17 protein-coding genes are annotated in these 19,694 nt (G+C 64.1%); 12 read left to right on the top strand and 5 right to left on the bottom strand.

Features of this window, described 5'->3' with window-relative positions; all coding sequences use genetic code 11:
* Positions 1-4: 4 nt before the first annotated feature.
* Positions 5-643, bottom strand: a complete 639-nt coding sequence (gene uvrY / locus APH33_RS09655) for a UvrY/SirA/GacA family response regulator transcription factor (protein WP_054884910.1) — start codon at positions 641-643, stop codon at positions 5-7.
* A 78-nt stretch (positions 644-721) separates the two neighbouring features.
* The gene (locus tag APH33_RS09650; RefSeq protein ID WP_054884909.1) at positions 722-1,096 is read right to left on the bottom strand and encodes a helix-turn-helix domain-containing protein; all 375 of its coding nucleotides are present in this window, start codon (positions 1,094-1,096) and stop codon (positions 722-724) included.
* Between the two features lie 525 nt (positions 1,097-1,621).
* Here APH33_RS09650 and APH33_RS09645 point away from each other — a divergent pair.
* From APH33_RS09645 to APH33_RS09595, 11 genes are all read left to right on the top strand, one after another.
* Positions 1,622-2,929 (top strand): nucleotide sugar dehydrogenase, encoded by a 1,308-nt coding sequence (locus APH33_RS09645; protein WP_054884908.1) that lies wholly within the window; start codon positions 1,622-1,624, stop codon positions 2,927-2,929.
* A gap of 91 nt (positions 2,930-3,020) precedes the next feature.
* Positions 3,021-4,550 carry a glycosyltransferase gene (locus tag APH33_RS09640; RefSeq protein WP_177332377.1) on the top strand — a complete coding sequence of 510 codons (1,530 nt, stop codon included), beginning with the start codon at positions 3,021-3,023 and terminating at the stop codon, positions 4,548-4,550.
* A gap of 16 nt (positions 4,551-4,566) precedes the next feature.
* Positions 4,567-5,730 carry a PilZ domain-containing protein gene (locus APH33_RS09635; protein WP_054884907.1) on the top strand — a complete coding sequence of 388 codons (1,164 nt, stop codon included), beginning with the start codon at positions 4,567-4,569 and terminating at the stop codon, positions 5,728-5,730.
* Between the two features lie 21 nt (positions 5,731-5,751).
* The gene (locus APH33_RS09630; RefSeq protein WP_054884906.1) at positions 5,752-7,203 is read left to right on the top strand and encodes a tetratricopeptide repeat protein; all 1,452 of its coding nucleotides are present in this window, start codon (positions 5,752-5,754) and stop codon (positions 7,201-7,203) included.
* Positions 7,200-8,654, top strand: a complete 1,455-nt coding sequence (locus tag APH33_RS09625; RefSeq protein WP_054884905.1) for an alginate export family protein — start codon at positions 7,200-7,202, stop codon at positions 8,652-8,654. Before APH33_RS09630 ends, APH33_RS09625 begins: the two co-directional genes overlap by 4 nt.
* Before the next feature lie 14 nt (positions 8,655-8,668).
* Positions 8,669-10,096 carry an MBOAT family protein gene (locus APH33_RS09620; RefSeq protein ID WP_054884904.1) on the top strand — a complete coding sequence of 476 codons (1,428 nt, stop codon included), beginning with the start codon at positions 8,669-8,671 and terminating at the stop codon, positions 10,094-10,096.
* Between the two features lie 9 nt (positions 10,097-10,105).
* Positions 10,106-11,200 carry an alginate O-acetyltransferase gene (locus APH33_RS09615; RefSeq protein WP_054884903.1) on the top strand — a complete coding sequence of 365 codons (1,095 nt, stop codon included), beginning with the start codon at positions 10,106-10,108 and terminating at the stop codon, positions 11,198-11,200.
* 18 nt (positions 11,201-11,218) lie between these two features.
* On the top strand, positions 11,219-11,848 hold the full coding sequence (locus APH33_RS09610; protein ID WP_054884902.1) for an alginate O-acetyltransferase AlgF: 630 nt from the start codon (positions 11,219-11,221) through the stop codon (positions 11,846-11,848).
* Positions 11,849-11,875: 27 nt separating this feature from the next.
* A complete protein-coding gene (locus tag APH33_RS09605; protein WP_054884901.1) occupies positions 11,876-13,288 on the top strand; it encodes an alginate biosynthesis protein AlgX in 1,413 nt (470 codons plus the stop codon).
* Between the two features lie 92 nt (positions 13,289-13,380).
* Positions 13,381-14,508 carry a polysaccharide lyase gene (locus tag APH33_RS09600; RefSeq protein WP_054884900.1) on the top strand — a complete coding sequence of 376 codons (1,128 nt, stop codon included), beginning with the start codon at positions 13,381-13,383 and terminating at the stop codon, positions 14,506-14,508.
* Between the two features lie 3 nt (positions 14,509-14,511).
* Positions 14,512-15,966 carry a right-handed parallel beta-helix repeat-containing protein gene (locus tag APH33_RS09595; RefSeq protein ID WP_082433531.1) on the top strand — a complete coding sequence of 485 codons (1,455 nt, stop codon included), beginning with the start codon at positions 14,512-14,514 and terminating at the stop codon, positions 15,964-15,966.
* Between the two features lie 125 nt (positions 15,967-16,091).
* Here the strand turns inward: APH33_RS09595 and APH33_RS09590 are convergent, their stop codons facing one another.
* Together APH33_RS09590 and APH33_RS09585 are read right to left on the bottom strand one after the other, a co-directional pair.
* A complete protein-coding gene (locus APH33_RS09590; protein ID WP_054884899.1) occupies positions 16,092-16,523 on the bottom strand; it encodes a GNAT family N-acetyltransferase in 432 nt (143 codons plus the stop codon).
* Positions 16,513-16,899 (bottom strand): DUF488 domain-containing protein, encoded by a 387-nt coding sequence (locus tag APH33_RS09585; RefSeq protein WP_054884898.1) that lies wholly within the window; start codon positions 16,897-16,899, stop codon positions 16,513-16,515. Before APH33_RS09585 ends, APH33_RS09590 begins: the two co-directional genes overlap by 11 nt.
* A 121-nt stretch (positions 16,900-17,020) precedes the next feature.
* On the opposite strand from APH33_RS09585, the gene APH33_RS09580 reads away from it, so the two are divergent.
* Positions 17,021-18,637 carry an inorganic phosphate transporter gene (locus APH33_RS09580; RefSeq protein WP_054884897.1) on the top strand — a complete coding sequence of 539 codons (1,617 nt, stop codon included), beginning with the start codon at positions 17,021-17,023 and terminating at the stop codon, positions 18,635-18,637.
* A gap of 168 nt (positions 18,638-18,805) precedes the next feature.
* On the opposite strand, the gene APH33_RS09575 is transcribed toward APH33_RS09580, so the two are convergent.
* Positions 18,806-19,501, bottom strand: coding sequence for a glutathione S-transferase N-terminal domain-containing protein (locus tag APH33_RS09575; RefSeq protein WP_054884896.1), 696 nt, complete (start codon positions 19,499-19,501; stop codon positions 18,806-18,808).
* Positions 19,502-19,694: the final 193 nt, after the last annotated feature.

The raw sequence follows: 19,694 nt of genomic DNA, 5'->3' as shown, positions 1-19,694 counted from the left end.
AGGATTAGAGGCTTGCGTCAACCATACCGTGGCGAACGGCCAGCAAGGTCAATTCGACATCGCTGGTGACCGAGAGTTTTTCGAAGATCCGATAGCGGTAAGTATTGACGGTCTTGGGCGACAGGCACAACTTGTCGGAGATGATCTGCACTTTCTGGCAGCCGACAATCATCAGGGCGATCTGGATTTCCCGTTCCGACAACGCGTCGAACGGCGACGCTTGCGGCTGGAACGACTTCAGCGCCAGCTGCTGGGCAATCTGCGGGCTGATATAACGCTGGCCGGCAAAAGCCAGGCGGATGGCCTGGACCATTTCGTCGAGGCCGGCGCCCTTGGTCAGGTAACCGGCGGCGCCGGCCTGCATCAGGCGGGTGGGGAACGGGTCCTCTTCACACACGGTAACCGCCACCACCTTGATGTCGGGGTGACTGCGCAGCAGCTTGCGGGTGGCCTCCAGGCCGCCGATCCCGGGCATCTTCACGTCCATCAGGACGACGTCAGGTTTCAGTTCGCGGGCGAGTTTCAGCGCCGACTCGCCCGAATCCGCCTCACCCACCACCTGCAGGCCGTCAATATCAGCCAGCATGCGAGTAATACCGGTTCGAACCAGATCGTGATCGTCGACCACTAGAACCCTAATCAAGCAGACACCTCGTCAACAGGGCGATTGGATCCCGCCACCTTAACAAAATTTTTCACGGCGGACCTAGCGTAAAACTTCCTACAGAAACGTCTGACGCTCATGACGCGGCTGTCGTGCCACTTCCCCCGCACTGCCCTCACCCACCAGGCGCCCCAGCAGATGCCACAACGCCGCCTTGTCAGCCGCCGGCAACCGCCGGAACGCGCCCAGCAGACCGGTTTCATCTGCCGACAGGCTTTCCAGCGGCGCCGGAGTGCGCTCCCCGCTGAGCACATACAGCGCATCCACGCCCTTGGTCGCCAGCGCTGCCAGGTAATCCGCCCGTGGCGTGCGCTCGCCACTTTCGTATTTGCCCTGAGCGTTGGGTTCGACGCCGCCGATATCACCAAATACCCGCTGGGTCATGCCCAGCCGTTCACGTTCTTCTCGCAGCCGTGGGCCGATTCCTTTCATATGACGTTCTCCTTGTTCCTGTGCCGTCATGGGCTACCTGCTCACAATCCCGAGAGCAGTTGCAGACTGTGCGGTCACTATGCCCATCGCCGACCTTCGTCGCAAGCCAGTATTGCGCCACCACCGCGACCTGGAAGGCCTTGATTTACAGGGATCTTAGCCGTCCCAGCGGTGCAGTTCAGGCTGACCAAGCCAAGGGAGAAACCAGCAGAACGCCACGTCCTTGGCGTCACTTTATCGCCACTCAGGACGTTATCAATTTTTTGACGCCCAACTAACAACAACTTTAAGGTATTGATTTTTAAGAGTTTTTAAACTTTAACAAGCAAGAATTAAATAAATTTCAAATAACCCAATATCAGCGCTTGCAATAAAAATAAAAACGCCCTTAGGCTGTAAAAAGACCACTAAGAAACAGCCTGCAACGCCATTTCGAGCGCGGCTTACTTCTGCGCGTCTGCCATTCGACAACTTCATGAACGATGTATCTCGGCCGGCTTTGCCGTGCCCCAGGGAGAGGGACGTATGAACATCAGTATCTTTGGACTTGGCTATGTAGGCGCAGTCTGCGCGGGGTGCCTGTCGGCCCGCGGCCATCACGTGCTGGGGGTGGACATTTCTCCGGCAAAAATCGAACTGATCAACCAGGGCAAATCGCCGATTGTCGAGCCAGGCCTGGAACAGCTGCTGCAGGACGGTGTCAGCACAGGCCGCCTGCGCGGCACCACCGACGTGCAGGCAGCGATCCTCGCCAGCGACCTGTCGCTGCTGTGCGTCGGCACCCCGAGCAAGAAGAACGGCGACCTGGACCTGGTGTACATGGAGGCGGTCTGCCGGGAAATCGGCACCGCCCTGCGCGACAAGGCCAACCGCCACACCGTGGTGGTCCGCAGCACCGTGCTGCCAGGCACGGTAAAGAACGTGGTGGTCCCGATCCTGGAGCAATACTCGGGTAAAAAAGCCGGCGTCGACTTCGGCGTGGCGGTCAACCCGGAATTCCTCCGCGAAAGCACGGCCATCCAGGACTATGACTTCCCGGCCATGACGGTGATCGGCGAACTGGACAGCCAGTCGGGTGACCTGCTCGAGTCGCTGTACAACGGCCTTGAGGCACCGGTGATCCGCAAGTCGATCGAAGTCGCCGAGATGATCAAGTACACCTGCAACGTGTGGCACGCGACCAAGGTCACCTTCGCCAACGAGATCGGCAACATTGCCAAGGCTGCCGGCGTCGATGGCCGCGAGGTGATGGATGTGGTGTGCCAGGACCACAAGCTCAACCTGTCCCGCTACTACCTGCGCCCGGGCTTCGCTTTCGGCGGCTCGTGCCTGCCCAAGGACGTGCGCGCCCTCACCTACCGCGCTGCCAGCCTGGATGTGAAGGCGCCGCTGCTCGACTCGCTGATGGCCAGCAATGCCTCGCAGGTGCAAAACGCCTTCGACCTCATCGAGCGCCAGGACAAACGCAAGATCGCCCTGCTGGGCCTGGCCTTCAAGGCCGGCACCGATGACCTGCGCGAAAGCCCGCTGGTGGAACTGGCCGAGCGCCTGATCGGCAAGGGCTACCAGTTGCACATCTTCGACGAGAACGTCGAATACGCCCGCGTGCACGGGGCCAACAAGGACTACATCGAAGCGAAGATCCCCCATGTTTCGTCGCTGCTGCACAGCGACCTGCAGCAGGTGATCGATGACGCCGAGGTGATCGTCCTGGGCAACAACGACCCACGCTTTGCCAGCGCCCTGCAAAGCGGCCACGGCAAGCAGGTGATCGACCTGGTCGGCTTCATGCCCGGCCTGAGCGACAGCCACAGCCAAGGCATCTGCTGGTAACCGACCCGGCACCCACCGCGCACCACCTGCCATTGGCCCAGGCCTCGGCGGGGTGGCGCGCGGGCACCGCAAAAACAGGAGTCAAGCCGACATGGATCGACAGCAACCGCCCTTCGTGGCCCCCGGCTACCTGCGCGCAGGCGCCAGCTTCTTCGGCTGGGCGTGCCTCGCCGGGTTGATTGCGCTGGCGTCGGAAATGGTCGCGCCGCAGTACCTGGACCCGGACCACCACCTGTTCATCTTCATCATCGGCACGCTGGGCATGTGGCGCTACGGCAATGCCGTGGTCCACTACCTGCGCGGCATGTACTTCCTGCACTGGAAGTTTCCGCGCCTGCGTCGTCAGGTCGAGCGCCTGGGCGATGCTGCGCTGCCCTCGCACATGTTCATGGTGGTGACCAGCTTCCGCATCCCAACCACCACCACCTTCAAGGTCTACCAGTCGGTGTTCCAGGAAGTGCAACGGCTGAACGTGCCCTGCACGGTCATCGCGTCGATCGTCGAGAAAGGCGACGAGACCTTCATCAAGCAGATCATGCGCAACGAGGTCAAGGACCGTGACGACATCAAGCTGGTGATCGTCCGCGCCCGGGGCACCGGCAAGCGTGACGGCCTGGCCCATGCCTTCCGCGCGTTGTCGCGGCAGATGCCGCTGAGTGACGCCGTGGTCGGCGTGGTCGACGGCGACACCATGATGCTGCCTGGCTGTGTCGAGCGAGCGGTCAAGCTGTTCGCCGTGCTGCCAGACGTGGGTGGCCTGACCACCAACGAATTCTGCGAAGTCGAGGGCAGCCGCTGGATGCGCCAGTGGCACTCGATGCGCTTCGTCCAGCGCCACATCAACATGTGCTCGATGGCGCTGTCGCACCGGGTGCTGACCCTGACCGGGCGGCTGTCGTTCTTCCGCGCCGAAGTGATGACCGACCCCGAGTTCATCCGCGACGTCGAGGCCGACTTCCTCGAACACTGGCGCCTGGGCCGCTTCCAGTTCCTTACCGGGGACGACAAGTCGAGCTGGCTGAGCCTGATGCGCGCTGGCTGGAATACCTTCTACGTGCCCGACAGCCATACCCTGACCGTCGAGCATCCGCCCAGCGACAGCTTCTGGATCGCCACCCGCCAGCTGATGTTCCGCTGGTACGGCAATTCGCTGCGGCAGAACTTCCGCGCCACTGCCCTGCTCGGCCGGGCCCGCCTGGGGCTGTTCACCCTGTACGTGCTGCTCGACCAACGCGTGTCGATGTGGACCTGCCTGATGGGCCTGACCGCCTCGGTGGTTGCCGGCCTGGTGTTCGGTATCCAGTACCTGCTGGTGTACCTGTTCTGGGTGCTGATCTCGCGCAGCCTGGTGACTGTGCTGTTCGTCTTCGCCGGCCACCCGGTCAGCCCGATGTACCCCTTCGTTCTTTATTACAACCAGATCGTCGGTTCGCTGATGAAGGTCTACGCGATGTTCCACATGGACCAGCAAAGCTGGACGCGACAGAAGACCACCCTGGCCACTGGCAGCGTCGACTTCGACGCCAGCCTCAACCGCTGGTCCTCGAAGGCGATGCTGTGCTCGTCGATCGCGATCTTCTTCGGGGTCATCACCGTTCTCCTAGAACTCTCGCAACGTTAAGGAAAGGCGCCTGCACATGAGTACCACGAACATTCCCGCGGCCCCGGGCAAGACAGCGGCCAACATCGTCCACGAGGCGGTCGACGAGCGCCAGTACGTGCGCACCCGGATGAACGCACGGGTGCGCCTGGCCAGTGCCGGCCAGGCCCCGTTCGAAGTCGCCCTGCAGGATATTTCCCTGGGCGGGCTGGGCCTGATCCACGACGCGCCGCTGAACGTCGGCACCCTGTACGACGCCTCGATCCGCTTGCGCCTGAACCAGGTCGACCTGAACATCGACAGCAAGATCCGCATCGTCTCCCAGCGTGGCAGCGAAGTGGGCGCGCAGTTCGTCGAACTCGATGCACAGAAGCGCGACATCCTGCGCTACCTGATCAGCGCCTATATGTCCGGCGAGATCGCCGACATCAACGGCCTGTTCAATGTCATGCAGCGCGAGAACTACATCAAGGAACGCAAGCACAAGTACGCCAGCGCACGCACCCCGGGCGCCCGCCTCAAGGCCCTGACCGGCACCTTGCTGTACACCGCCGCTGGCATCGCCGCGCTGGCCTTCGTCGGCTACAAGGGCTACCTGCTGTTCTTCCGCATCCCGGCGCTGCAGGCCCAGGTGGCGACCAACGCCCAGGTCATCAGCATGCCCGACAACGGCTATGTGAAGTACCTGCTGCCCGCCGGCGCCACCGAAGTGCAGGCCGGCCAGCCGCTGGCCAGCATCTCCACGCAGCTGGCCACCAGTTTCACCAGCCCGGCCGACATGAAGGCGGTCGCCGACCTGTCGCCGGGTGACCTGCAGACCCTGCTCGGCCGCGCCACCATCGAGACCGTGATCAACAGCCCGTGCGATTGCACGGTCTACTACCCGAACCAGCGCCTGGACGGCTACGGCTATAAAGAAGCCGCGCTGATGCACCTGCTGCCCAAGGACCAGGGCCTGTTCGTACGCGCCAATGTGCCGTTCGACAAACTCGACGATGTCGACCGGGTGAAGTCGGTGGACATGCAGGTGTTCGGCCTCGACCAGCACTACAGTGGCAAGGTGGTCGACGCACGGGTCGATGAGGTCAACCGCAACCTGGCGCTGACCATCCAGCCTGACAGCCCGTTGCCGGCGGCGGCCTACCAGAAAGCGGTAGCGGTCGACCTGTTCATGGGCCTGCCGTTCGGCGCAGCGCGCTAAACGGCCGAGGACGATGACGCCATGACCGCCAATATGCCCCCACGCCTGCTGCTGGCTGGCCTGGCCCTGGCCTGCGCCAGCTCGGCCAGCGCCGGGCAGAGCCTGGAGCAGATCCGTTACGCGCTGTACAAGGACCCGTCGGCCGAGGTCACCACCGACCTGCGCGAACTGGCTGCCCGTGGCGACCTGGCCAGTACCCTGCTGCTGGGTGATGTGCTGGCCGGGCGCGAAGATGCCAGCCGCGCGGAAGTGGTGGCGCTGTATCAGAAGGCCTTTGCCGACGGCCATGGCATGGTACCGGCACTGGCTTCGCTGGCCCGCCTGATCGACCGCACCCCGAGCCTGCGCGAGACGCTGCGGCCGTGGATGGCCCAGGCACTGACGCGCTACCCGGCCAACCTCGACCCACGCAACACCAGCACCACGCTGGAAGTGTTCCTGACCTACCCGGAGCTGGTCGACACCGCCCAGGCGGCGCAGTTGCTGGCCCTGTACGAACAGGCCTGCCTGCTCAACTGCCGCCCCGAGCTGTACCACGCCGTGCTTGCCGAACGCCAGGGCGACCGTGCCGGCGCCGAGCGCTGGTATCGCCAGGCGGTGCGCGTGGACGTGCGCGCCCTGGACCGCTACTACGCGTTCCTCGGCGAACAGCAGGACCGCCTGTTCCCGCCCTTCGCCGACCAGCTCGAGCCTGAACGCGAGCAGTTGCCGGTGGAGATCATCCACCGCGTCGCCGCGCTGCTCGACAGCATCACCAGCGTGCAGCGCGCCGAACGGGAAGCCGACCGCTACGACAACCAGGCCAGCGCACCTGGCGCCGAAAAGCTGCCACCGACGCCCGAGCAACAGGCGCGAGAAAAGGCGCAGGACGACGCACTGAACCTGGCTACCGCCCGCGTCCAGCGCTGGCGCGATGTGGCCGTGGCCCGTGGCTTCGTGCCGGCCATGGTGTCCAAGGCCAACTACATGATCTCCAACCCGACCGAACACAACGCCGAGGAAACCCAGGCGCTGATCGACCAGGTGCGCGAGCGCGAACCCACCCGGGCCAAGGCCTTGCAGGCGCAGTTCTACATGGTCAACAACTGGCTGACCCTGGACCCGGACAAAGCCCGCGCCCTGATCGAGGAACTGCGCGCCAGCGGCTACCCCGGTGCCGGCCTGCTGCTGGGTGAGTACTACAGCAAGGGCGTCGAAGACCAGCCTGACCAGGAAAAGGCCTTGGCGCTGTTCCAGGCCGAAGCCGACAAGGGCAACACCGCCGCCTGGTACCGCATGGCCACCCTGCATGCCTACGGCCGTGCCCTGTGCCACGACCCGGTCAAGGCCTACACCTATGCCCGCGTCGCCCTCGACCTGGGTGAACGCAGCGCGCGCAGCCTGATCAGGCGCCTGGAAAAGACCCTGCCAAAGGATGATATCGAGCGTGCCCTGGCCGCTCGCAACGGGCTGTTCAAGGAGGCCACCCTGTGAAAGCGCATCACCCCCTGTTCGGCGCACTGCTGGCCCTGGCGCCGCTGCCGGCGGCGTTCGCCGCAGAAGAAATCACCGGCCCCGAGGCCGACAGCAATGAACCGGTGCGCGTCACGGCACTGGATGGCAGCGAGCCGGTGATCACCTCGGAAGTGTTCAACAAGCTCACCGTACAGACCGGCTACGGCCCTGAAGACTCCCAGGTCGGCAGCGACCGCGAGATGTTCTACAGCCTGCGTTACGAGCCGTCGTTCGCTTGGTATTCGCCGGAAAAGCGCTGGGCCAAATGGATGGTCTATGGCCGCCTGTGGTTGAACTATGACTCCAGCCAGTCGAGCAACCTGACCAACGAAGCGTCCAACGCCAACGAACGCGAGCAGCCCGAAGGCTGGTACGCCGAACTGCGCGAGTTGTACGTCAAGCGCAACCTGATCGGCGACGACCCACGCTTCTCTGCATCGTTCGGCCGCCAGCGCTTCTATGACGACTATGGCATCTGGTGGGATGACAGCCTCGAGTCGCTGCGTTTCAACTATCAGGACACCTTCAGCGAGGCGTTCTTCGCCGTCGGGCAGAAGCTCCATAACTACAACACCGACGTCAACCGCCTGGCCGACAGCGAGGAGCGCACCACCTACCTGATGGGCCAGTACGCCTACCGCTGGAGCCAGAACAACCAGGTCGGTGTGCGCCTGATGCACGAGAACGACCACAGCGGCCACGACGCCGACGACCGCTACGACTTCAAGGGCATGCGCTACGGGCTGTTCTTCAAGGGCGACAACCTCGCCTACCCGGTGCTCAGCGACTACCACCTGGAACTGGCGGCGCTGGACGGCAAGATGGACAACACCGACGGCAACGGCGTCACCAGCACCGGCCACAGCAGCAAGGGCTGGGCGGTCCTCGGCGAACTCGGCAAGCGCTTTGACGATCTGGCCTGGACTCCGCGCGTGGCACTGCGAGGGGGCCTGACCGACAAGCCCAGCGACGAGAACGACGGCTTCCGCCTGAACGCCATCCAGTCCGACCGCATCACCCGCACCGGCTCCTACAGCACGCGCCTGACCAGCTCGTTCGTCGCCCTCGACCTGCGCAACCTGAGCTACTACGGCTTTGCCGTGGAGACCCGCCCCACCCCGCGCAGCGCGCTGGACCTGCGGGTGACCCAGCTGGACCTGCGCGATGCCGACGGTACCTTGCCGATCCGTATGAACGGCGACCAGCGTTCGCAGCGCAATCGCGCCATCAACCAGGGCAGCAATGGCAACGGGCGCAATGTCGGGCAGATGGTCGACCTCAACTACTACTGGAAGATGTTTCCGGTGGCTATCGACGGCAAGCACCTGGACGTCAACGCGCTGGTCAGTGCCAGTTACCTCAATGCCGGCAGTGCATTGCAAACCGGTGATGACTACCAGCTGAGCGTCGGCGTGGTGATCAGTTACTAAGGAAGGGCCGTGCCATGATCTTCGCCTCCAATGTGTTCCTGTTCCTGTATCTGCCGCTGTTCCTGGCCGTGTATTTCCTGGCCAAGGCGCAGTGGCGTTCGACGGTGATCGTGGCCGCCAGCTACATTTTCTACGCCTGGTGGCGGCCGGACTTCCTCCTGCTGTTCGTCGGCATCACCTATTGGAACTACTGGTTCGGCCTGCGCATCAAGGCACGCCTGGATGCCGGCGACAAGCGCCTGGCCCTGCGTCTGCTGTGGGTCGGAGTGGCCGGCAACCTGTCGACCCTGGGCTACTTCAAGTACGCCAACTTCGGCGCCGAGGTGCTGGCCTTGCTGCTGGCGCCGCTGGGCATCAACACCTGGACGCTGGAAAACATCTTCCTGCCGCTGGGCATCTCGTTCTACGTGTTCCATGCCCTGAGCTACATCGTCGACATCTACCGCAAGGACGCCACGCCAACCCGCAACTTCATCGACTTCGCCGCTTTCGTCGCGCTGTTCCCGCACCTGGTGGCCGGGCCGATCCTGCGCTACAGCCAGCTGGCGCCGCAGCTGCGCGAGCGTAGCCATTCGCTGGAGCTGTTTTCGCTGGGCGTGTGCCGCTTCATGCTCGGCTTCATCATGAAGGTGCTGATCGCCGACCGCCTGGCCCCGATCAACGTGCTGTTCGTCAGCGAAGGCACGCTGCAGTTCAGCGATGCCTGGTTCGGCCTGGTGATATCCACCCTGCAGTTGTACTTCGACTTCGCCGGCTACAGCCACATGGCCCTGGGCCTGGCGCTGATGATGGGCTTCCGCTTCCCGGAGAACTTCAACCAGCCCTACGTGGCGCAGAGCATTACCGAGTTCTGGGCACGCTGGCACATGACCCTGGCGCATTTCCTGCGCGACTACGTGTACATGCCGCTGGTGCGCAAGCGCGTGGCCGGCGCCTTGCCGGCGCTGATCTGGACCATGCTGCTGTCGGGCCTGTGGCACGGCGCGAGTTTCGCCTTCATCTGCTGGGGGCTGTTCTTCGGCGTGGGCATGGTCATCGAACGCAAGTTCAACCTGGCGACCAAGGTCACCACGCCCTACCACCCAGGCCGCAACCTGCGCACCGGGGTGCTGATCCTGCTGAGCATGCCGCTGTTCTTCACCATGGACCTGCGCCACAGCATCGACATCTACAAGGCACTGTTCGGCTTCAACGGCTTCGGCTCGCTGGAACTGTACGTGCTCGGTGCCTCGAAAATGGCCATGGCCTTTGCCCTGGTGGCGCTGGCCTGGCTGGTGCTGGCCGGGATCAACAACGTGCGTTTCTACGCCGGCAACAAGGAAGGTTATTTCATGCGCCACGTGGGCGCGCTGCACAGTGTGCTGCTGTGGGGCGGCTTTCTGCTGGCGCTCAGCAGCCTGGCGGCCAACTCGTTCTCACCCTTCCTGTATTTCCAGTTCTAGGAGCCTGCCATGTACCCGGTGATGAATTCGGCCAGCAAGGCCAATGGCATTCTGTTCGCGGTGGTGCTGGCGGCGATGTTCATCTATTCGCTGCCGCCGGTGTTCAGCTTTGCCCGCACCTCGACCGACACCTGGAACCTGTTCGTCGATGGCAAGCTGCTGCGTAAGTTCGAGCAGGCCTACGACAGGCGCTTCTTCCTGCGTGAGCCGTCGGTGGAACTGTGGGCCGATGCCCAGTTTTACTTGTTTGGCGAAGGCACCAAGGGTGTGGTGCTGGGCAAGGATGGCTGGCTCTACACCAACCAGGAATACCGCGTGCCCAACGACCTTGACGCCAACGTCGCCAGCCAACTGGAACAAATCGCCAAGGTCCGCACGCAACTGGCCGAACACGGCAAGCAGCTGGTGATCCTGCCGCTGCCGATGAAGCTGGATGTGTACGCGGCGCATGCCGAGCATGCCTTCGACCCACGGGTGACCAGCCTCTACGACCACTTCGTCGGTGAGCTGCAAAACCGCCATCTGGACGTGGTGCCGCTACGCGCCGCGTTCCTCGCCAACCTCGAAGGCCCGCCGCTGTTCCTCAAGTCCGACACCCACTGGAGCCCGGAAGGCGCGCGGCTGTCGGCCTACGAACTGGCACGCCAGCGCCCGCAACTGCTGGGCGACCAGGTGTACGTGTCGCGCAAGGCCGGTGAGAAGAGCATCAAGGGCGACCTGATGAACTACATCCAGTTCGACCATGCGCGCCTGGCGCCGCAGTTCGGCCCCAACCCGATCGCCTTGTACGAAACCCTCAAGGCCAAACAAGGCGCCGACGACCTGTTCGCCGAGGCAAACCAGAGCCTGCTGCTGGTCGGCACCAGCTACAGCAAGATCGACGACTGGAACTTTGTCGGCTTCCTCAAGGAGGCACTCAACCGCGACCTGTTGAGCATTGCCGTGGAAGCCCGCGGCCCGTTCGAGGCGATGAGCCAGTTCCTTGCCAGTGACGAGCTGGCCAACACGCAGATCGACACCGTGGTCTGGGAATTCCCCCTGCGCACCTTGCTCGCCCACCGCCCCGGCTCGCTCAGCCGCAGCGCGGCGCCCCAGCATTTCTGACGATTCAAGGAGAGCCTGATGAAACTTGCCCCACTGTTCACCGCCATCGCCCTGGCCGCCGCCAGCCAGGCTGCCCTGGCCGCCGAAGGCAACGCCGACCTGTACGATGCCGTGGCCCCGGCCGACTCGGCGTTCGTCCGGGTGCTGAACCTGTCCGACCGCAACATCGACGTCACCCTCAGCGGCAAGGTCAACCCGCAACGGGTTGCCGCCGGCCAGCTCAGCGGCTACCGCTTCACCCCTGCCGGCCCGCACAAGATCGCCGTCGGCAGCCAGTCGATCGAACCGCAGCTAAAGGCCAACGCGGCCAGTACGGTGGTCTACGACGGCAAGCAGCTGAAACTGATCAGCGACAAGTATGTCAACGAGCCGAAGAAGGCGCAGATCGCCTTCTACAACCTGACCGCCAACCAGGCGACGCTGAAAACCTCCGATGGCAAGCATGACGTGGTCGAGGCCATTGGCAATGGCGAGACCGGCACGCGCATGGTCAATGAGATCAAGATCGACTTCGCCGCCTACCAGCAGGACACCAAGGTCGCCAGCTTCGACGAGCAGTTCCTCAAGAAGGGCCGCTCGTACAGCTATGTGCTGCTGCCCGGCAACCGCAGCATGACCATCGCCAACAGCATCGACCCGACCGAGTGATGAATGCCCTGCAAGGATGAATGGCACATGAAGACCCTTGTTCCTTTTGGCCTGAGCGCTGCCCTGGCCTTGTTCAGCCTGCCCGGCCAGGCCGCGCAGCCGGCCCAGGCTGCCCAGGTGGCCGGGCCTGGCTGCGAGAACCTGCAGTGCATGGTTTGCCCGGCCTTGAGCGACCCGCAACGCTATGCCGAGGGGCGCATGAAACTGATGCGCGAGATCGTGCCTGGCAAGGACCGCTGGCTGTTCCGCTCGGCCGTCGACCTGACCAATGACTTCGGCATCCCCGCGCCGATGCGCCCGGAGTTTGCCCGCCTGATGCAGGCGTTCGAGCGCCAGGGCATCCATGTGGCCATGGCGATCCAGCCCACCCGCGGGCTGATGCACCGCGACAAGCTGTTCGCCGACCAGTTGCACGGTTTCGACTATGCCCGCGCCAGCAACAACCTTGCCGCCTATCTCGGCCAGTTGCGCCAGGGCGGCGCGGTGGTGGCGCCGATGATGCAGCTGGTGCAGCAACCGCCGAAGGGCGAGTACTTCTTCCGCCGCGACCACCACTGGACACCCACCGGCGCCGAAGCCACGGCGAAACTGATGGCCGAGGAGATCCGCCGCCAGCCGTTCTATGCCGGGCTGACCAAGAAGGCGTACCGCACCGAGCCGGGCGTGATGGTGCCCAAGGACGGCACCATGAACCTGGCGCTGAGCAGCATCTGCGGCAACAACTATGGTTTCCAGTACGTGCGTGGCTACCAGACCATCCCGGTGGCCGCAGGCGCCGACGCGCTGTTCGACGAGGCACCGGACCCGGAAGTGATCCTGGTCGGCGACAGTAACGCCGCTGCCCGTGAGGACGAGAGCAAGCAGTTCAACTTCGACGGCTACCTGAAGCAGTACCTGAATGTCGACATCCTCAACTACGCCCTGCCTGGGGTGGGTGAAGATGGCTCGCTGCTGGAGTACCTGTTGTCCAGCGACTACAAGCCCAAGGCGCCGCCCAAGCTGATCGTCTGGGAGCTGCCGGCCAACTACCGGCTCGATTCGCCGCTGATGTATCGCCAGCTGGTGCCCGCAGTCCAGGGTGGGTGCTCGGCAAACAGGGAAGTACTTGGCTCGAAACTGCAGCGCCCGGCGTTGCAGGTGGGCGAGCGCATCGAGCTGCTGAGCAATGCCGGCAGCGGGCGCCAGGCGCTGTCGAAAGGCTTTCTCGACATTCGCCTGAGCGACAAGAACGTCAAGGACTTCTACATCATCGTCTATTACGACAATGGGGCGCGGGACAAGGTGTGGTTCCGCCGCGAGGCGGCGGTGACCGGTGGCCAGTACTACCTGGAGCTGAGCAAGGCACCGGAGTTTGCCGGGGCCAACCTGTTGTCGGTGTTCATGGAGCCGACCAAGGCCGGGACTGTGGCGACCGATGTGGAGACCCGGCTATGTCTGTAATACCGCTGATTGGGTCCGCGTTGCGGCCCTTCGCGGGCACGCCCGCCCCCACACCGACCAACTCAGCCTCACAAATCCCTGTGGGAGCGGGCATGCTCGCGAAGGGCTGCAAAGCAGCCCCGGTCCTGCTCATGATGTTTCTGATGAGCCCACTGACACAGGCGGCGCAATCCATCTGGCCCGCCCACAGCACTCCGCAGTCGGCCATGATCGCCGACTACCGCACCCTCTCCTGCACCAGGGAACCGCCCGCGCCCTACACCGGCAGCTTGCGCCTGGAAAGCAAGTACGACCAGCGCGACGCCAGCAAGTCGACCCTGCGCAGCAGCCCCGACGCCAACAGCGAGCAGATCGCCAAGCAGGTCAAGCAGTTCGTCGGTGGCCTGATCTACGCCAGCAAACGCTTCCAGGGCGCCAAGAAACCTCAGGACGCCAACATGGCCCTGGCCTGCCAGGACCAGTGGCTGCAACACTGGGCCGAAGCCGGCGCCCTGCTCAACCCGGATGCCAGCGGCACCGGCATGGCCGCGCGCAAATGGGCGCTGGCAGCCATGGCCGGTGCCGTGCTGCTGACCCAGTCGGCCGCCGACGGCAAGCTGCAACTGAACGAAACGCAGCGCAGCTGGTTCACCCGCCTCGGCGAGCAGGTGATCCGTGAGTACGACCCGCGCCGCAGCACCAGCGGTGTGTACTTCAACAACCACGACTACTGGGCAGCCTGGGCCGTGGCCGCCACCGGCATGCTGGTCGGCCGCGACGACTTCATCCAGTGGGCCGACGGCAACCTGCGCCGTGCCCTGGCCCAGGCCGTGCGCGCCAACAACGGTAACTACGCCTATCTGCCGCTGGAAGTGGCGCGCAGCAAGCTGGCGGCCAACTACAGCCAGTACGCCCTGGTGCCGCTGGTGCTGCTGGCCGAGTCGGCACGTGCCAATAACCTGCCGTGGAGCCACGACGACCAGCAGACCCTCGACCAGCTGGCCAGCTTCGCTGCCCGCACGGTGCTCGCCCCAGGTGAGCTGCCCGAACTCAAGGGCCAACCCCAGGCGGACGTGGCACCCTACAAACTGGCCTGGCTGATCCCGTTCCTGCAACGCAACCCCGGCCATGCACTGGCGCGCCAGCTGTACGACAGCGAAGACGGCGAGGTGGACAACTACAGCCAGCTCGGCGGCCCGATCAAAGCGTTCTACCCCCCATTGCCCGGATCAAGGAGCTGACCCATGGCTGCCCTCGCCCGCTTTTCCCTCACTTGCCTGGCCGCCTTGTGCCTGGCCGGCGCTGCCCACGCCGCCAGCCAAGCGCTGCCGGTCAACCAGACCGTGGACACCCTGCCCGGTGAGCAACGCCAGCTCAAGGTCGAGCAGCTGCGCCAGCAGGTACGCCAGGCCGTGGCCTTCCAGCAGGCCGAGCGGCCACGCCCGGCCGGGCGCGCCAGCGTCAGCCTGCAGCCAATGTTCTCGTCCCAGGCCGGCAGCTGGCCGTTCGAGCCATTCGTCAACAACGGTCTGTTCCGCGCCATCGCCGGTTACCAGGCGCACCACCCGCAAGTGGTGATGCTGCGCGGTGGCAGCATCACCCTGGCGCAGTTGCACGACGCCCTGAATGATCCACGCATCCTCAAGCGCTACAAGGACGGCTACCTGCTCAGCTACCCGCTGATGATCGCCAGCGATGCGGGACTGGTGCTCGAAGGCACCAGCCTGTACCTCTCGAGTTTCTCCGGCACGGCGCTGATCAACCAGGGCTGGCTCGGGCTCAACCAGTCCAGCCTGGAGAGCATGGCCGGCGACAAGCCGGGCAGCACCGACCGGGCCTGGCGGCCGTTCGTGGTGGCCTGGGCCGGCAGCCATACCCAGGTGATCGGCTCGACGCTCAAGCGCCTGGGCTACAACGCCAACCTCTCCCGTGGCCTGACCACCGCCTTGAGCACCCAGCAGGCGGCCAGCACGCGCCCGGCCACGCTGATCATCCGCGACAGCCAGTTCAGCGAGATGTCCAGCGCGGTGGAGCTGCAACACAGCCAGGCGACCATCACCGGCAGCCAGTTCGGGCAGTCGCAGCAATACGCCATCGATGTGCAGAACAGCCAGGTCAGGCTGCAGGGCAACCAGCTGCGCGGCATCGACAACAACAGTGGCGTGCGCCTGCGTGGCCAGACCCGCGCCCTGGTCGAAGGCAATCTGATCCTCGGCGCGACCAAGGCCGCCATCGAAGTCAGCGAGCAACAAGGCGCAGTGCTGCTGGCCGGCAACCGCATCGGCGACAGCCGTGGCAACGGCATCCAGCTGCGCGACCTGGCACCCACTGCAACGGCACCGCTGGTGATCGACGACAACCTGCTGGCCAGCAGCCAGGGCAGCGCGGTGGATGCCAGCGAGGTGGGCGCGGTGGCGCTGCTCGACAACCGCATCGGTAATACCGCGGAATATGCCATCAGCCTGCGCAATGCCACGCCGCTGGCCGGGCCCTTGCTGCTCAGCGGCAATCGCCTGGGCCGGGTCGGCAAGGCGCTGGTGCGGGTCGAGGGTATGCGGGATGTGGTGCTGGGGGGCAACAGCTTCGATGGCAAGCCGTTGCTGCAAAACCTGTTGATCGGCGATTTGTTGCCCTTGCAGGGGCAGTTGCTCGAGGCCACGGTTCGTCAGGGTGAGACTGTGCGTGTGAGGCAGCAGTGATCCAGCATCTGCTGTAACTGCACCGCCCTCTTCGCGGGCTCGCCCGCTCCCACAGGTACTCCACAGCATTCAGAATTGTGGTGATCCTGTGGGAGCGGGCGAGCCCGCGAAGAGGCCGGCACAGGTCAACCGATAACTCGCTGCATCCTCACAAAGCAATCATCCTCACCCATCTCGACAAACCCATGGCGCAGGTACAACTGCCGCGCCGGGTTGCTCCTGAACACCATCAACCTCAAGAGTGGCAAACGCCGCTGCGCCGCCCAGTCTGCCAGGGTTTCCAGCACCTGGCTGCCCACCCCGCGCCCACGCTGCTCCGGCACCAGGTGCAACTCACGAATGAACAATGCCTGCCGGTCCTGGCTGAGGCTGCAGAAACCCAGCACGACCTCCCCTTCCATCACCAGCCATTGCTCGCGCCAGCCCCAGGCTTCGTCGAAGGCCTCCTCGATCCACAACAGGTCGAACTCGCGGTAATAGGGCAACATCGCCCGTCGCGTCAGGTCCCGGGCAAACGTGCACCAGGCATCGCTCGCGGCGATCAGCTCAACGGGCATAGCATACCGGCGAGCTGCCCGGGCCGCGCCGCTCCAGTTCGTCTTCCAGCCAGGCCGCCAGCACCTGGGCATTGTTGTGCCCGGCGTCCTTGCCGGCATACAGCAAGGTCAGGTTGCCTTTGGCGGCGAGGTCCAGCAGCGGATACCAGTGTTCCGGGTGCGCCGCCAGTTCCTGCTGATAGCGCTGGGTGAAACCGGCGAAATCCACCTCGCCCTGGTGAAACGCCTTGCGCAAATCAGTGGATGGCGCTACTTCGCGAAACCACTCGCCATGCAGTTGGTCCTTGCGTTTATTGCGCGGCCACAGGCGGTCGACCAGCACGCGCCGGCCATCTTCCTCCTCTGGCGCGTCGTAGACGCGCTTGCAACGAATCATGGGGTTCTCCTTCCTTTACCGTCTGTCTTGAGCCTAGGTAAATCATTGACCGAGGTCACGTCCAGCCGGGGAATTGTTTCTATGCTCAGAGCCACCCTCGCCGACGCCAATCGGAGCTCCCATGGCAACCCCGTCCCTGGCCAGCCAGCCGCCACTGGTCCACAGCGATGCTCGCCCGCAGCTTTCACACAAACCCGGGCGCGCCACCCTCGTGCTGTTCTTCGGCCTGCTGCTGGCCGGCATCGCCTACACCGCCTGGAGCCTCAAGCAGGACGTGGCCGCCAGTGGGACGGCAATCACCACCGTCACGCCGTTTCTGCTGCTGGGCCTGGCGCTGCTGATTGCCCTGGGCTTCGAATTCGTCAACGGTTTCCATGACACCGCCAACGCGGTGGCCACGGTGATCTACACCCACTCGCTGCCGGCACCGGTGGCGGTGGTCTGGTCCGGCTTGTGCAACTTTCTCGGCGTGTTGCTTTCCAGTGGCGCGGTGGCGTTCGGCATCATCGCCCTGTTGCCGGCAGAGCTGATTCTACAGGTCGGTTCCTCGGCTGGCTTCGCCATGGTCTTTGCCTTGCTGCTGGCGGCGATCATCTGGAACCTCGGCACCTGGTGGCTGGGGTTGCCGGCGTCCTCCTCGCATACACTGATCGGCTCGATCATCGGCGTCGGCGTGGCCAACGCGCTGATGCATGGGCGTGATGGCACCAGCGGGGTCGACTGGGCGCAGGCCAGCAAGGTCGGCTATGCCCTGCTGTTCTCGCCGCTGATCGGCTTCGCCTGTGCCGCCGTGTTGCTGCTGGCGCTGCGCGCGCTGGTCAAGCGCAAGGCGTTGTACCAGGCGCCGGAAGGCCGCACGCCGCCACCGTGGTGGATCCGCGGGGTGCTGATCCTGACGTGCACCGGGGTGTCGCTCGCCCACGGCTCCAACGACGGGCAGAAGGGCATGGGTCTGATCATGCTGATTCTGGTCGGCACCCTGCCGATGGCCTATGCCCTGAACAAGACCATGCCCAGCGAGCAGGCCCTGCAGTTCTCTGCCGTTGCCGAAGTCACCCGCCAGGCGCTGGTCCACACCGCGCCGGCGCCGGCCCCCGGCGACCCCCGCCAGGCATTGACCGCGTTCATTGCCGAGCCCAAGGCCACGCCCCAACTGGTACCGGCACTGGCCGCGCTCACCGGCCAGATCGGTGACCAGGTCAAAGGCTACGGTTCACTGAAGCGCGTGCCGGCCGAAGCCATGGCCAACGTGCGCAACGACATGTACCTGGCCAGCGAAACCATCCGCCTGATCGAAAAGAAACAGCTGGTGGCATTTGACGCCGACACCCACAGCCAGGTGCTGGCGTTCAAGACGCAACTGGACGACGCAACCCGCTACATCCCGCTGTGGGTCAAGGTGGCGGTGGCCATCGCCCTGGGCTTGGGGACGATGGTCGGCTGGAGACGTATCGTGGTGACGGTGGGCGAGAAGATCGGCAAGACCCACCTGAGCTATGCCCAGGGGGCTTCGGCGGAATTGGTCGCCATGTGCACCATTGGTGCGGCGGACATGTTCGGGCTGCCGGTGTCGACCACCCACGTGCTGAGTTCGGGGGTGGCCGGGACCATGGTCGCCAACGGCTCGGGGATTCAGAAGCGCACGCTGATCAACCTGCTGATGGCCTGGGTGCTGACGCTACCGGCGGCGATGCTGTTGGCCGGCAGCCTGTACTGGCTGCTGAACCAGATTTTCTGATCCGCAATGAACGCTTTTTTGTGGGAGCGGCCTTGCGTCGCGAAAGGGGCGCGAAGCGGCCCCAGGATTTCTGCGCCATTACATATCGCTGGGGGCTGCTTCGCAGCCCTTTCGCGACGCAAGGCCGCTCCCACAAAGGCCGCACCTGCAGGAAGTGGCGTGAGCTGATCAGGCGGGAATTTTCAGGCCACGCTGCACGGCTGGCCGTTCAAGGAACTTCGCCAGCACCCGCTGCACTTCCTTGAATTCATCGAAGCCCACCAGCTCGCGGGCGTTGTAGCGTTCTACCAGGTTGCGCACCCAAGGGAAGATGGCAATATCGGCGATACTGTATTCGTCGACCATCCACTCACGCCCTTCCAAGTGGCGGTCCAGCACGCCCAGCAGGCGCTTCGATTCGTTGACGTAACGGTCCCGCGGGCGCTTGTCTTCGTATTCCTTGCCGGCAAAGAAATGGAAGAAGCCGACCTGGCCGAACATCGGCCCGATGCCGCCCATCTGGAACATCAGCCACTGCAGGGTCTGGTAGCGCTGGGCCGGATCCTGGCTCAGCAACTTGCCGCTCTTTTCCGCCAGGTACTGCAGGATCGCCCCCGACTCGAACAGCGGCAACGGCTGGCCGCCCGGGCCGTTGGGGTCGAGGATCGCCGGGATCTTGTTGTTGGCACTCAGCGAAATGAACTCGGGGCTCAGTTGATCATCGTTATCGAAGCTGACCTTGTGCGGCTCGTAGGCCAGGCCGATCTCCTCCAGCATGATCGACACCTTGACGCCGTTGGGCGTGGGCAGCGAGTACAGTTGCAGGCGCTCAGGATGCTTCGCAGGCCATTTATGGGTGATGGGGAAAGCGCTCAGATCGGTCATGCTCGGTCCCTGCAGGAGTGAAACTCATCACTCTAAGGACATTGCTCTGGTTTGACCATCTCCGAGCAATTGGCAGACGACGCGCAAGCCTGAGCAGAATCGAGTACTCCCCTACCTGGCATTTCTACCAGTAGACGCCCCTATGCTTAAGTCATACCGTCCAGCTGTAAGCACTGCACAATCTGTGCGGGCA

Source organism: Pseudomonas sp. NBRC 111130, assembly GCF_001320485.1.
Taxonomy (GTDB): Bacteria; Pseudomonadota; Gammaproteobacteria; order Pseudomonadales; family Pseudomonadaceae; genus Aquipseudomonas; species Aquipseudomonas vlassakiae.
The sequence above is the reverse complement of the archived record's forward strand: the minus strand, read 5'-3'. Positions and strand labels throughout refer to the sequence as shown.

Coding starts and splice junctions, on each gene's coding strand:
- APH33_RS09585 (WP_054884898.1), bottom strand. CDS start 16,899: ATGATTCGTTGCAAGCGCGTCTACGACGCGCCAGAGGAGGAAGATGGC.
- APH33_RS09640 (WP_177332377.1), top strand. CDS start 3,021: ATGGATCGACAGCAACCGCCCTTCGTGGCCCCCGGCTACCTGCGCGCA.
- APH33_RS09580 (WP_054884897.1), top strand. CDS start 17,021: ATGGCAACCCCGTCCCTGGCCAGCCAGCCGCCACTGGTCCACAGCGAT.
- APH33_RS09590 (WP_054884899.1), bottom strand. CDS start 16,523: ATGCCCGTTGAGCTGATCGCCGCGAGCGATGCCTGGTGCACGTTTGCC.
- APH33_RS09635 (WP_054884907.1), top strand. CDS start 4,567: ATGAGTACCACGAACATTCCCGCGGCCCCGGGCAAGACAGCGGCCAAC.
- APH33_RS09575 (WP_054884896.1), bottom strand. CDS start 19,501: ATGACCGATCTGAGCGCTTTCCCCATCACCCATAAATGGCCTGCGAAG.
- APH33_RS09615 (WP_054884903.1), top strand. CDS start 10,106: ATGTACCCGGTGATGAATTCGGCCAGCAAGGCCAATGGCATTCTGTTC.
- APH33_RS09645 (WP_054884908.1), top strand. CDS start 1,622: ATGAACATCAGTATCTTTGGACTTGGCTATGTAGGCGCAGTCTGCGCG.
- APH33_RS09610 (WP_054884902.1), top strand. CDS start 11,219: ATGAAACTTGCCCCACTGTTCACCGCCATCGCCCTGGCCGCCGCCAGC.
- APH33_RS09595 (WP_082433531.1), top strand. CDS start 14,512: ATGGCTGCCCTCGCCCGCTTTTCCCTCACTTGCCTGGCCGCCTTGTGC.
- APH33_RS09630 (WP_054884906.1), top strand. CDS start 5,752: ATGACCGCCAATATGCCCCCACGCCTGCTGCTGGCTGGCCTGGCCCTG.
- APH33_RS09605 (WP_054884901.1), top strand. CDS start 11,876: ATGAAGACCCTTGTTCCTTTTGGCCTGAGCGCTGCCCTGGCCTTGTTC.
- APH33_RS09650 (WP_054884909.1), bottom strand. CDS start 1,096: ATGAAAGGAATCGGCCCACGGCTGCGAGAAGAACGTGAACGGCTGGGC.
- APH33_RS09600 (WP_054884900.1), top strand. CDS start 13,381: ATGCTCGCGAAGGGCTGCAAAGCAGCCCCGGTCCTGCTCATGATGTTT.
- APH33_RS09620 (WP_054884904.1), top strand. CDS start 8,669: ATGATCTTCGCCTCCAATGTGTTCCTGTTCCTGTATCTGCCGCTGTTC.